Annotated in this window: 11 protein-coding genes and 3 pseudogenes; 10 read left to right on the top strand and 4 right to left on the bottom strand. The window is 35.9% G+C overall.

Features of this window, described 5'->3' with window-relative positions; translation table 11 throughout:
• Positions 1-23: 23 nt before the first annotated feature.
• The 5 genes and pseudogenes from arsS to arsM all read left to right on the top strand — a co-directional run bounded on the left by arsS (position 24) and on the right by arsM (position 4,140).
• Positions 24-1,092, top strand: a pseudogene (arsS, locus tag N7U66_RS15380) (arsenosugar biosynthesis radical SAM (seleno)protein ArsS).
• 22 nt (positions 1,093-1,114) lie between these two features.
• On the top strand, positions 1,115-1,618 hold the full coding sequence (locus N7U66_RS15375) for a rhodanese-like domain-containing protein (protein WP_267676029.1): 504 nt from the start codon (positions 1,115-1,117) through the stop codon (positions 1,616-1,618).
• A 49-nt stretch (positions 1,619-1,667) separates the two neighbouring features.
• Complete coding sequence (locus tag N7U66_RS15370) at positions 1,668-2,282, top strand: TIGR04282 family arsenosugar biosynthesis glycosyltransferase (protein WP_267676028.1); 615 nt, start codon at positions 1,668-1,670, stop codon at positions 2,280-2,282.
• A pseudogene (locus tag N7U66_RS15365) lies at positions 2,275-3,088 on the top strand (purine-nucleoside phosphorylase). The gene N7U66_RS15370 and the pseudogene N7U66_RS15365 overlap by 8 nt, the downstream one beginning before the upstream one ends.
• 83 nt (positions 3,089-3,171) lie before the next feature.
• Positions 3,172-4,140: an arsenosugar biosynthesis arsenite methyltransferase ArsM gene (gene arsM / locus N7U66_RS15360; protein WP_267676027.1), complete on the top strand. Its 969-nt coding sequence runs from the start codon at positions 3,172-3,174 to the stop codon at positions 4,138-4,140.
• Positions 4,141-4,154: 14 nt separating this feature from the next.
• Here arsM and N7U66_RS15355 read toward each other — a convergent pair whose 3' ends face one another.
• Positions 4,155-4,607 (bottom strand): Mpo1 family 2-hydroxy fatty acid dioxygenase, encoded by a 453-nt coding sequence (locus tag N7U66_RS15355; protein WP_267676026.1) that lies wholly within the window; start codon positions 4,605-4,607, stop codon positions 4,155-4,157.
• Between the two features lie 110 nt (positions 4,608-4,717).
• Between N7U66_RS15355 and N7U66_RS15350 the strand changes: the two genes are divergently transcribed.
• Genes N7U66_RS15350 through N7U66_RS15340 form a run of 3 tightly spaced genes read left to right on the top strand, consistent with a single transcriptional unit; the run spans position 4,718 to position 7,135 of the window.
• Positions 4,718-5,605, top strand: coding sequence for a sterol desaturase family protein (locus N7U66_RS15350; protein ID WP_267676025.1), 888 nt, complete (start codon positions 4,718-4,720; stop codon positions 5,603-5,605).
• A 39-nt stretch (positions 5,606-5,644) separates the two neighbouring features.
• Positions 5,645-6,418, top strand: coding sequence for a DUF547 domain-containing protein (locus N7U66_RS15345; protein WP_267676024.1), 774 nt, complete (start codon positions 5,645-5,647; stop codon positions 6,416-6,418).
• 27 nt (positions 6,419-6,445) lie between these two features.
• A complete protein-coding gene (locus N7U66_RS15340) occupies positions 6,446-7,135 on the top strand; it encodes a TIGR04283 family arsenosugar biosynthesis glycosyltransferase (RefSeq protein WP_267676023.1) in 690 nt (229 codons plus the stop codon).
• 28 nt (positions 7,136-7,163) lie between these two features.
• On the opposite strand, the gene N7U66_RS15335 is transcribed toward N7U66_RS15340, so the two are convergent.
• The 3 genes from N7U66_RS15335 to N7U66_RS15325 all read right to left on the bottom strand — a co-directional run bounded on the left by N7U66_RS15335 (position 7,164) and on the right by N7U66_RS15325 (position 9,973).
• Entirely contained in the window at positions 7,164-7,895 is a 732-nt protein-coding gene (locus N7U66_RS15335; RefSeq protein WP_267676022.1) for a metallophosphoesterase family protein, read from the bottom strand.
• Positions 7,896-8,049: 154 nt separating this feature from the next.
• Positions 8,050-9,054 carry a glycoside hydrolase family 113 gene (locus N7U66_RS15330; protein ID WP_267676021.1) on the bottom strand — a complete coding sequence of 335 codons (1,005 nt, stop codon included), beginning with the start codon at positions 9,052-9,054 and terminating at the stop codon, positions 8,050-8,052.
• Positions 9,055-9,382: 328 nt separating this feature from the next.
• The gene (locus tag N7U66_RS15325) at positions 9,383-9,973 is read right to left on the bottom strand and encodes a DUF547 domain-containing protein (protein ID WP_267676020.1); all 591 of its coding nucleotides are present in this window, start codon (positions 9,971-9,973) and stop codon (positions 9,383-9,385) included.
• Positions 9,974-10,201: 228 nt separating this feature from the next.
• Between N7U66_RS15325 and N7U66_RS15320 the strand changes: the two genes are divergently transcribed.
• Both N7U66_RS15320 and N7U66_RS15315 read left to right on the top strand, forming a co-directional pair.
• Entirely contained in the window at positions 10,202-11,506 is a 1,305-nt protein-coding gene (locus tag N7U66_RS15320; protein ID WP_267676019.1) for an NAD(P)/FAD-dependent oxidoreductase, read from the top strand.
• 27 nt (positions 11,507-11,533) lie between these two features.
• Positions 11,534-13,117, top strand: a pseudogene (locus tag N7U66_RS15315) (4Fe-4S binding protein).
• Positions 13,118-13,285: the final 168 nt, after the last annotated feature.

The raw sequence follows: 13,285 nt of genomic DNA, 5'->3' as shown, positions 1-13,285 counted from the left end.
AAAGATGAAGTAATACTTAATTGATGACGAAAGTAAAAACACAATCATTACATAAAAGAGATAGTGATTTAGCGAAGAGTAATACACAATTAGAAATCCTCTCTAACGGTATTTTTAAAAGTGGTGAGTTACCTACGTTTAAAGAAAAGATCGCTGAAACTAGCCAATTTCCTTTAAAAGCAAAACAACTTGAGATCCTACAAATCAATGTGGGATACATGTGCAATCAAGTGTGTGAACATTGTCATGTAGATGCTGGTCCGAGATAGGAAAGAAATCATGACGCGTGACACCATGCAACAAATTCTTGACGTGATAAAAACGACAGGCGCTCATACCCTGGATCTTACTGGTGGTGCTCCGTAAATGAATCCGCACTTTAGATGGTTTGTCGAAGAAGCCTCTAAAGTGGGTGTTAAAGATTTTATTGTGCGTTCTAACTTGACCATTATTAGGGCCAATAAAAAGCATTACGATTTACCCGATTTTTTTAAAAAACATAACATTCACGTCGTGTCTTCGATGCCACATTGGACTAGAGGAAAGACAGACAAACAAAGGGGCGAAGGTGTCTTTGATCTCTCTATTAAAGCTTTGCAAGAGTTAAACGCCGGAGGTTACGGCATGCCAAATAGTGGCTTGAAACTAGATTTGGTTTACAACCCTAATGGCGCTTATTTACCAGGAAATCAATCTACTATGGAGAAAGATTTCAAAAAAGCGTTAAAAGAAGATTTTGATATTCAGTTTCACAATTTATTTGCCATCACGAATTTACCAATCGCACGTTTTCCGGATTACTTAATTGCCTCAGAAAATTATGAAGATTACATGTACGCCTTAGTAGAAGCCTACAATCCGGCAGCAGTTAAAAATGTAATGTGTACCAATACACTTTCAGTGAGTTGGGATGGCTATTTATATGATTGTGATTTTAACCAAATGTTGGAGTTGCCAGTAAATAGTAAATCGAAACATATTTCAGAATACAAACAAGAATTATTAGAAGGCCGAAACATCGTTATTTCCCAACACTGCTATGGCTGTACTGCTGGGGCAGGAAGTAGCTGTCAAGGTGTTGTAACAGAATAATATAGATGAATCATAAACCATCATGAAATACATCCTCTTTTTAATAGTTACTTTTTTATCTGTAGAAGCGAGTGCACAAAAAACGCTTGATGCATTGCTAAAGCAATATAATGATAACAGTGTGCCTTATATTTCAGTTGAGGAGTTAGCGATGCCTAAAACCAAAACGATACTATTCGATGCTCGTGAGCCTCAAGAATATTCTGTAAGCCATTTAAAAGACGCTGTTTATGTTGGTTATGATCATTTTGATTTGGCTTTAGTTGAAAAAAAGTATACAAATAAGGACAAAAAGATAGTGGTCTATTGCTCTCTTGGCATTCGTTCTGAAACCATTGGAGCGAAGTTAAAAAAAGCAGGGTACACGAATGTTTATAATCTATATGGCGGTATTTTTGAATGGAAAAATAAGGCGTTTAGTATCATAGATTCAAACAATAAAGAAACCCAAAAAGTGCATACGTTCAATAAAGCATGGAGCAAATGGTTATTGAGAGGCGAGCACGTTTATGAAAATAAAGAATAAGTTCATTGTAACCGTATCCGTTTTTAGCACACTTAAAAAATAAAAATAATTGAACTCAAAAAACCTCATTATAACATTCACCCGAAATCCGGAATTAGGAAAATGCAAAACCCGTTTGGCTAAAACAGTTGGTGATGAAGCTGCTTTACGTGTTTACAAGTACTTGCTCCAACATACCGAAAAAGTAATCAAGCAAGTGGATGCTGATAAGGCAGTATATTATTCTGATAATATTAAGGAGAATGATTTTTGGGAGGCCTCGGTTTTTCAAAAGCACCAACAAGTGGGTCAGGATCTAGGTGAGCGCATGCAAAAGGCTTTTGAAAATGGTTTTATGAATGGTTATGAAAAAATAGTAATTGTCGGCAGTGATTTGTTTCATCTTCAACCAACCCATATCAATGAAGCCTTCCATGGTTTAGACGCTAATGATGTCGTGATTGGTCCAGCAGAAGATGGCGGTTATTATTTACTAGGCATGAAAACTCTTCATGCTTCAGTATTTAAAAATAAAAATTGGGGAACGGAAACTGTTTTTAAGGACACTGTTGCCAATTTAAAGCAAAACAAAATACAGTTGCTGGAGACCCTAAATGATATTGATTTATACGAAGATTTGGAGTACATTGAACCTTTACAAAATATTATAAATAACAATGATTAAGTACATAAATAAAACAGTTGAATACTTGCAAGACAAAGGCTTTGAGTCTCCTGAAGTTGGAATAATTCTAGGCACTGGATTGGGGCAGCTTACTAATGAAATAGAAGTCATTGAAGAAGTAAGCTATAACCATATTCCACATTTTCCAACCGCTACTGTTGAGTTTCATAAAGGTAAATTAATCTACGGAATCTTAGAGGGGAAAACAGTCATTGTTATGCAAGGCCGTTTTCATTTGTATGAAGGTTATACGCTTCAAGATGTTACCTACCCTGTGCGTGTTATGGAAAAACTAGGCATTAAGACCTTATTAGTTTCTAATGCCGCGGGAGCAGTCAATCTCAATTTTAAAAAGGGAGAGCTGATGCTCATAGACGATCATATTAACCTACAAGGCAGTTCTCCTTTAGCTTTTAAAGGTGTTGAAGCTTTAGGTGAACGTTTTACAGATATGAGCGCCCCTTATAATTTGGATATAAATACCACATTCGAGACCATCGCAAAAGCAAATAATATCACATTACACAAGGGCGTATACGCTAGCGTTGTCGGCCCTCAATTGGAAACCGGAGCAGAATACCGAATGCTTAAAATTATTGGTGCTGATGCTGTTGGGATGAGTACCGTTCCCGAAATTATTGTAGCTAATCACCTCAAATTAAAAGTCGCTGCTATTTCAGTATTAACTGATGAATGCGATCCGAGAAAACCTTGAGCCGGTTGATATTTCTGAGATTATTGCTATGGCAACAAAAGCAGAGCCCAACATGATTACATTATTTAAAGAACTAATAAAAACACTCTAATACTTGGTAGTCTTGCTGTAAGCAACATTGAATCTTTCTGATACTGCAAACGGCCTACTACTCCCCGAAAACTAAAAAAAATTATGAGCTATTTAAACGCAACAAACGACTTGTACAAAGAAGCAGCCTTAACACCAGATGTTGGATTATGCTGTACTACAAACCCCATTTGGGAATTACCTGGTTTAAAAATCCCGCGTATCATGCAGGAAATGAACTATGGTTGTGGGAGTACGGTGAATGCCCGCGACTTAACCAACAATCCTAAAATGCTATATGTAGGTGTTGGTGGCGGTATGGAGCTATTACAATTTGCCTATTTTAATCGTCAAAAAGGGGGGGTCATTGGTATTGATGTTGTGGATGAAATGCTGGAAGCCTCGCGCAAAAATTTTATAGAAGCAGAAGCACAAAACGATTGGTTTAAAAGTGACTTCGTCGATCTTGTAAAGGGAGACGCATTAAATCTTAATGTCGAAGACAACTCCATTGATGTTGCCGCGCAAAACTGTTTATTCAATATTTTTAAAGCTGAAGATTTAAAGAAAGCCATCGAAGAAATGTACCGTGTTTTAAAACCACATGGTAAATTAGTAATGAGTGATCCTACTTGTGAACAAGACATGAATGATACTTTGCGTAACGATGATAGATTACGAGCCCTATGTTTAAGTGGTAGTTTACCAATAGCAGACTATGTAAAAGCATTAACCGATGCTGGTTTTGGTACTATTGAAATTCGAGCTAGAAAACCATACAGAATCTTAGATCCTAAAAATTATCCAACAGATGAATTAATTTATATAGAATCTATCGAGGTGGCCGCTATTAAAGACCCAATGCCGGAAGACGGCCCGTGTATCTTTACAGGTAAGGCGGCTATTTATTATGGTGATCAGGATTTTTTCGATGATAACAAAGGACACATTTTACTTAAAAATCAGCCTATTGCTATTTGTGATAAGACCGCTGGTGCTATAACAGATTTAGGAAGGGATGATATTTTTATTAGCGAATCTACATACCATTATGATGGTGGTGGCTGTTGCTAGGCAGGCCTTTGATATTAAAATTTAATCTTTAAAGCTTCAAAAAGATGACTCATAGTCCAGGCTGGACCAATCATTAAAAATTGAATGTCTTTGAGAAATGATGGTTTCTTTCCTTCATGATTATGACCGATAAACTGTACAATCCAAGCCACAACAAAAATAGCGAGCATGACCACCCATAGTGGTGCGAAATCTAACGTTGCAATGGCATTAATACCCAAAAGCACGAGTACCGAAAACACCAACATACCCATAAAAAGTAAAAGAGATAACCGTAAATAATAAATAAGCCCTAAAAGAATAACTAAAGTACCAAGATGCATATAAGGAGACAGCCCTGTGGGCACGCTATCCTTTAAAACACCTCCAGTTGGTATTGCGGCTAACAAGCCAATGATACTAAAGAAAATGGCAGGCACACAGAAATAATGTATTATTTTATTGAAACGCGTCTCGGTGACTTTCACCGTACTCCCTTAATAAGCGGTCTACTTTTCTCATGGTTTATTATTTATAGGTTTAAATATACTTTTTTAATGTGTTATTTTTACATTAATAAAACGACTTACTAACTGCTATGGACAAATATATAGATCTCATAAAGAATTCCTATTCAGGATACTGGAATTACCTGAAAAATGAAATTATCGCAATCAACCATTGGGATAATTATTTTTATGGCTTGATTGTGATCTCTATTTTAGTTTGGATTCTCGAAATTATTTTCCCTTGGCGAAAACAACAGTCTATATTTAGAAAAGATTTTTGGCTAGACACCTTTTATATGTTTTTTAATTTCTTTTTGCTGAATTTAATTATACTCATCGCACTATCTGAAACCGCTTCCGAATTTTTTAATGATATTTTAGGATTCGCTGGGCTTTCAGTTTCAAATTTTCAATTGTTCGATGTCGATCAACTTCCGTTGTGGCTGGGGCTGCTTATTTTTTTCATAGTTAGCGATTTCACACAATGGAATACCCATAGATTGTTACATCGTATTCCCTTACTATGGAATTTCCATAAAGTACATCACAGCGTCAAAGAAATGGGGTTTGCTGCACATTTAAGATACCATTGGATGGAACCCGTTGTGTATAAATCATTACTTTACATACCCATTGCAATTATTGGCGGTTTTGATGCACAACATGTGGCTATTGTTCATTTTTTTAGTATCACCATAGGACATTTAAATCATGCCAATTTAGGTTGGGATTATGGCCGACTCAAGTATCTATTTAATAACCCAAAAATGCACATCCGGCATCATGCTAAAAAACTACCCGCAAACGTAAAATATGGTGTAAATTACGGCTTAACCTTAAGCCTTTGGGATTATCTATTTAACACCAATCACGTCCCGTATGATGGTCAGGATATTGAACTAGGATTTAGTGGCGACGAAGACTTCCCAAAAGATTTTATTCAACAGGAACTTTATCCTTTAAAATTTAAAAAATAATTAGATTTCTGTCTCCACAGAAATGATAAAACGCTTTCAATGAAAAAATTACTCTTCTTATCCATTATCTCCATATCCCTTAATAGCTGTTTTTCGGCCAAAGGATTACCTATAAAAACAATTAATGAAACTGATGAAACGTCTATACCAACAACAAATGCTTCAAATTTAGACCATTCGGCCTGGAACAGTTTATTAAAAAAATACGTGGCAAAAAATGGCGATGTCGACTATAAAGGGTTTAAAAACGAATCTAATGCACTAAACGAATACATTCATTATTTAGAACAACAAGCCCCTAAAGAAGACTGGAGTATAAACACACAATTGGCGTACTTTATAAATGTTTACAATGCGAATACTATTAAATTAATTATTGATAATTATCCTGTAAAAAGCATTAAAGATATTGATAATCCGTGGTTAAAAAATCGTTTTGAGATTGGTGGAAAGGCGTTTTCTCCGGCAGGATTAGAAAATGGTATTTTGCGCAAAATGAATGAACCTAGAATTCATTTTGCCATCAATTGTGCCTCGGCGTCTTGTCCTAAATTATTAAATGAAGCTTACACTGAAAAAAACGTGATGGAATTAATGGAACGTGCCACCAAGGATTTTATAAATAATTCTAAAAAAAATGAAATCACCGAAAACCTTGCAAAAATTTCCGAGATTTTTAAATGGTATAAAGGTGATTTTAATGACGATGGAACACTCCAAGAGTATATCAACATTTACAGTACGGTTAATATAAACCCTAATACTGAAATACAGTATTTAGACTACGACTGGCGTTTAAACGATAAAAATTAATGCGCCCATTTCTTTGAAAACTATTCTATGATTAGCATTATTATTCCTATTCTTAATGAATCAAAAACTATTGAAACGTTATTATATCATTTAATAGATACTGCAAGCCTAAAAAATATTTCTGAAATCATTGTTGTTGATGGTGGTAGCACAGATGGTTCTCAAGACATTATAAAAAACCTAGGCCTTAATATCACTGTATTGTCTTCAGAAAAAGGCAGAGCCAAACAAATGAATACTGGAGCACATGTGGCTAGAGGGCCCATTTTTTATTTTTTACATGCCGATTCTTTTCCACCTATAAACTACGATCAGCTTATTATTAATGAAGTAAAAAAAGGAAATTCTGCAGGTTGTTTCAGACTGAAGTTTGACTGTAATCACTGGTGGTTAAGACTCATGAGTTGGTTTACACAATTTTCTTGGCGAGCCTGTCGTGGTGGTGACCAAAGTCAATTTATTACCAAAGCTTTGTTTGAAGATATTGGTGGTTTTGATGAAGCCTATACCATCTATGAAGACAACCTATTAATTAATGAACTTTATAAACGTCAGGAATTCGTTGTTATTAATAAAAAGATAAAAACCTCAGCGCGACGGTACGAACTCCATGGCATATGGAAACTACAATATCATTTTTGTGCTATTTATGTAAAACATTGGTTTGGTGCCACAGCAGATGATTTACATAGGTATTATAAGAAATATATTGCCTGAGTTAATTTTACTTTTTTCACATATGTTGTTAGCTTTTATTTCTCCCCAACTCATCTGGATACAAATCCTTTAAAGTATCACTTTGGAAGATTTCTTTTGTTTCAATATTTATAGCAGATAATCTCCCTGTAAAGGCTGCTCCAGTATCTACATTCCAAACATTTATAGCATGCATCGGTTTCTCTTTCGAATAATTAAGGGTTGGTGTGTGACCTATATAAATTTCCGAATAATGCTTTAACCGATTGGGATAGATTTCAGACTCTCTTTTTATGCGTCTGTCCATTATTAAAGCCATCTCCCATAAGGTTCTATCAAAATAAAAATTTCTTGTTGTATACTCTTGCTCAACACCATGAACAGAAGTAAAACCGGCATGAATAAACAAGCGTTTATCCGTATCAAGATAGTACAAGCACATGGCTTCAAAAAAATGAAGATGTTGTCTCTTTTTATCTTCAGAATATCGCTCATAGCTATCAACAGTTCCTTTACCGCCATGTTCCATCCATACCGGTTCCTCTTGCCGTGTTCTTAACCAATTTTCACACCACACATCGTGATTTCCTTTAATAAAAATACAGGTATTCGTTTTTGACAAATCGATCAAAAATTGAATCACTTGTGCAGATTCACTCCAACCGTCAACATAATCTCCTAAAAAAATGAGGGTATCCTCCGGAGTCACCTTTGCACGTTCTAAAAGTTGTACTACCCCTTTGAGTCCTCCATGAATATCTCCTATGGCTAGTGTTCGCATATTTGTTTTATTATATAAATGTTTGCGTTTGAATTATAGAAGAACAACATTCGTAAGGACCGGAAATACCATTTTTTTTAACTATAAACAAACGAATGATCTCTACTGAAGCACACAATAATGACCTCTCCTCTGTGCTTTTAACTGCTTTATTTTAGTTCAAACGGTAATACTCCTTTATTATTTTTTCAACCGGTTTATTTTGAGGTGTAAATTGTGAATTGCTAATGCCACCGCTAACTTCGTGATCATGAAACCACTTCCAAATAAACCCACCTGCAAACCAATCTTCTTTCCAAAAGGCTTCAAATAAGGCTTTGGTGGTATTGGTCCGGGCTTCTAAGTTTACCACACTCATACTACGGTCAAATTTCCAGGGTTCTTTTCCTGTGAAATCCACACTTCTATAACCAAACTCAGTAAACACTACAGGCTTATTATAGCGATTTGACAACTGCTTCATGACGTCTTTATGTGTTTTCCATCCCTCTAAACACTCAGCAACCGTTGGTGTTTTACTATCGCTCACAGGAAAATAGGCATCAATACCAATATAATCTAAAGCATTCCAAAAGGGAGTCCGTTTAAACTCATCCCAATTGGCAGCATAAGTAAGCTTCCCTTTATAGATTTTTTTAATTTTAGCGATCAATTTTAACCAATACTCGGGCCTGTTGGCTACAAACTGTTCTAACTCTGTTCCTATACAAAAACTTTCTGCCTCAATTTCTTGGGCTAAATCTGCATACTCTAAAATAAATGTGGAATAGGACTCTTCCAATGCCTTCCAGTGTGTTTCTGTCTCCATTTTTATAAACCCCGTAAATTCGCCATGCCACACCCAAATTTGTGGTTTTATCATGATTTTAATGCCTTGGGCTTTCAAACGCTCGGCATATTGCTTTGCGCCCGCTCTTGTTTCTCCAAACCACTGTCTTTCGGTATTGTGAATAATTTTAGGGTTTTTTAGGTCTTTAATAAAACCAAAAGGCATGATGGCTGCATAATTGGCATGTATTGAAACTACAGGATTGACGTGTTCATCAGTAACAGGTATTCGAGACGCAACAAAACTAACCCCATTAATTTTTGATGCCTGTGCTGTACAAGATTGCGTGACACAAAAAAAAGACAAAAAAAGAAACTTGATGTATTTCATAAAGAGGGAAATTTCTCTAAAGATAAGAAATGAGCCTATAAAAATGAGTTAATACCGCTTCGTTATCAAGCCAAAAATTTTGAAATATGCCACTTGTTAAGCAACAATACTTATCTATTCAATGATTATACACGGCACTTAGAATACCCTTTTAATTGATTTCCGAGATGAAGATCAACACCAAGCGTATGTTAGTTTTGTTTGTTTACATTCCAATTATAAGTAAAATAGGTCAGTGTATAGTCCGCTGGTATTTTGATAGTGCGATACTTATTAATAAAATCAATTTCTGTTAAACCATTCCCAATAAAATCTGCCTTATACCATTTTAATATTTGTGAACTTTCCACTTTTTTTTCTTGGTATCGACTTTTAAGAAACTTCCATTCAAAGCCTTTCTAGTTTGTAATTCTAACTGCGATTCTAATGTGCTTGGCAAATAAGCCGCACTAATTAAGGGCGGACAACCCATAGCGCCACAAACCAGCACAAAATGAAAACGAGCATCTTTAAAACGGCTCCTTAACTCCTGGTTTTCTATAGTATTGAGTGTTAAAGACTTCCCTGCTAATTGATAAGTTGATTCATCAAAAAAACCCACAACATCTAAAGGAGACTGAATGGGATAGCTGTCTGTGATCCCTTTAATAACAGCCAAGTTATAGGCATTAATCCAAAACGCCTGATAATTAGCAGCATTTTCTTTTTCCAAATCAATTCCCTTGGCTATTTTTAAGACGTCATTTAACACCGTTTGATCTATTTTAATACGATGATAATCTACCTTACCCTCAAACACATAGACTTTAAAAAAGGCGTCTGCTTTATTTAAAAAAACATCTAAATTTTGTGCCTTACTAGAAAAACTTCCAAAGAGAAGAAGCATCACCATCACTATTGTTGTTTTTTTTACATCCATTTCCTGAGACCGATAAATTTATTTTTAATTTCCTTTTAATATAAACTTCAGTCTCAATACTTTCGATAAACTTTCAAAGAGACAATAAATTTCCCAACAACTCTTAATATTAGAAAGCTTACAAAACTTTTCTAATTTATAAGCATTCTAAATATCTTACCAATCATTAAGTTGTTATCTTTAAAAACGACATATAGATAATACACATTCAAAAGCCAAGCCAAATATATGGAACACGTTGTAATTATAGGAAATGGAATTTCCGGTGTAACACTGGCACGACACATTAGAAAACAGTCTAACAAAACGATTACGATCGTGTCTGCCGAAAGCGAATTTTTCTTTTCAAGAACAGCACTCATGTATATCTATATGGGACATATGAAATTTAAGCACACACAACCTTACGAAAACTGGTTTTGGAAAAAAAATAGGATCGAATTAAAAAAAGGGTTCGTAAAAACCATAGACACAAGCTCGAAAACACTGCATTTTGCAGAAGGTGATTCTCTAAAATATGACAAATTAGTCATTGCCACAGGGAGTAAACCTAATAAATTTGGCTGGCCTGGTCAAGATTTAGAGGGCGTTCAAGGTTTATACAGCAAACAGGATTTAGAAACTTTAGAGCTTAATGCGCCAAACAATGAAGTTTGTAAGCGTGCGGTAATCGTTGGTGGTGGATTAATAGGTATTGAATTAGCCGAAATGCTGGTTAGCCGAAACATTCCCGTAACCTTTTTAGTTCGGGAGTCGAGTTTTTGGAATGGCGTGCTGCCTCAAGGTGAAAGTGAAATGATAAATAGACATATTAGAAGTCATCACATCGATTTAAGATTATCTACCAATTTAAAAGCTATCAAACCCGACGAGAACGGTCGTGTGTCTTCCATAATTATTGAAGAAACTGGTGAAGAAATAGACTGTAATGTTGTGGGGTTAACAGCTGGTGTGTCCCCAAATATTGATTTTCTAAAAGACACGAACATTGAAATAGACAAAGGGGTGTTAGTAAATCGCTTTTTAGAAACTAACATCCCGGACATCTATGCCATAGGTGATTGCGCGCAGCAGCGTCAAGCGATTGGGCAGCGTAGGCCCATAGAAGCCGTTTGGTATACCGGACGCATGATGGGGGAAGTTTTGGCCCAAACTATTTGCGATAACAAAATGGCCTATAACCCAGGGCATTGGTTTAATAGTGCTAAATTTTTAGATATAGAATATCAAACGTATGGCTGGGTTTTTGGAGAAAAAAACAAACCCAATAATGAACTGCACTTCCATTGGAAACATGACGATGACACAAAATGTATTACTGTTGCTTATGACAAAAACACGCATGTGTTTCTAGGAATAAACACCTTTGGAATACGCATGCGGCATGACGTTTTAGACCGCTGGTTGACTGAAAAACGAGATTTAGATTATGTCATTAATCACTTGTGTGAAGCCAATTTTGATCCAGAACTCTATAGTCGTTTTGAGAAAGAAATTTGCGACGCATACACCCAACAATTACAAACCGTTTAGAAAACCGCTAGGGTTAAACCAAAAAAGATGAACAATAAAACAACTCAAAATATGTCTTTAGCCAATGCTAAAGACCTCTCTCCAAAACAAAAAATAGCTTCGGAACTGGCATGGCTGGCTTATTTATTTTAGTCCTTGCCCTTTTTAATGTTTCTTTTGGTAATAAAGCTCTTTGGCTTACGATAGCCTTACTCCTTATCGTTGTAGGCACCCTATGGTTTGCAAATATTTCCTATAGAGGCCAAAGTAAAGGTATTAAAAATGACGGCGTGTGGTTTAAGTCCATTTCATCAAGAGGTTTAACTGGATGGCTTACAGGTTTAGCGCTTACGGGTTTTTATATTGTGCTTTATTTCAAAGCCACTTGGTTAGGTTTGGGCGCAGCGGGTGGTCAAAACACGGGTTTAGTCGCCCTTTTCGACCCCTTAAGTCAACTGCTTAGCGGTCGTCCGGCAAGTCAATGGTTTGTTTATGGAACACTATACACCATTGCTATTCTCGCCTTTGGTTATAAATTTATATTAAAATACCGCCATAATCGTTACGAGCAGATTCGAACGGTTTCTGTGATGTTCTTTCAATTGGCTTTTGCCTTTTTAATTCCGGAATTCATGTATGTTATGAATTCAGACTTACCCTATTACGATTTAAAAAATGTTTGGCCTTTAAACTATTATAATTTTGAGCAGTATCGCGTTGATGCTTTGATAAACGCTGGTTCGATTGGTATGGCCATGCTTATATTTGGTATTGTTTCCATTTTCATTATAACACCAATTTTGACCTTTAGATACGGTAAACGATGGTATTGTTCATGGGTTTGTGGTTGTGGTGGCTTAGCAGAAACGGCAGGCGATTCCTTTAGACATTTAAGCGACAAAACACAAGCCGCATGGAAAGTGGAGCGCTGGGTTATTCATAGTGTTGTGGTTTTTGTAGTGCTCATGACCACTGCGGTTATACACTCTTATTTGGGTAAGGATTCTAGTAAATACTGGTTAACAAAAAACATTTTTTTATATGGTGTTGCAGGTTTACTAACCTTGGTTTTTGGGTTAACAATGGCCTTTAAACGTAACGCATTTGGTAAGGACGCCAAATTTGGTGCCATAGGTTACTTCGTTGTGATATTGGCGTTAATAGGTATGTATACCTTTAGTGGTCATGGAGATGTTTTTCTTTTTAAAGCCTCCACATTACGTGTTTTTTATGGCTTTTTAATTGGTTCCATATTCTCTCGGCGTGATTGGTACAGGCTTCTATCCTATTTTTGGGAATCGCGTATGGTGTCGTTTTGGCTGTCCTATGGCTGCCATTTTAGGCTTCCAACAGCGTTTATTTTCAAAATTTAGAATCACGACCAATGGTGGGCAATGTATTTCTTGTGGGAACTGCTCAACCTATTGCGAAATGGGTATCGATGTAAGAGCGTATGCGCAAAAAGGAGAAAATATTGTACGCTCTAGTTGTGTTGGATGTGGTGTTTGTTCTGCGGTGTGTCCGCGTGGTGTGTTGAAATTAGAGAACGATAGTATGGATGGTAGAATTAACCCTACAGAAATATTATTAGGAAACGATGTGAATTTGATGGATTTATTAAATAAAAAGTAGTTGTTTGGCGTTTTTTCTGTTTAACCAAGTAGCACCCTAATAATAGGGTTGTTTCCCAAAAACAGGATACATAAATGTCAAGGTTTAATTATTACTAAAGAAACCTATAAAAAACATGTAGCCTATATCCTTAATAAAAAACAACCAACTGGAAATTCCATTTCAGTA

It is taken from the genome of Lacinutrix neustonica, from assembly GCF_026625145.1.
Taxonomy (GTDB): domain Bacteria; phylum Bacteroidota; class Bacteroidia; order Flavobacteriales; family Flavobacteriaceae; genus Lacinutrix; species Lacinutrix neustonica.
This window is presented reverse-complemented; position numbering and strand designations above follow the sequence as displayed.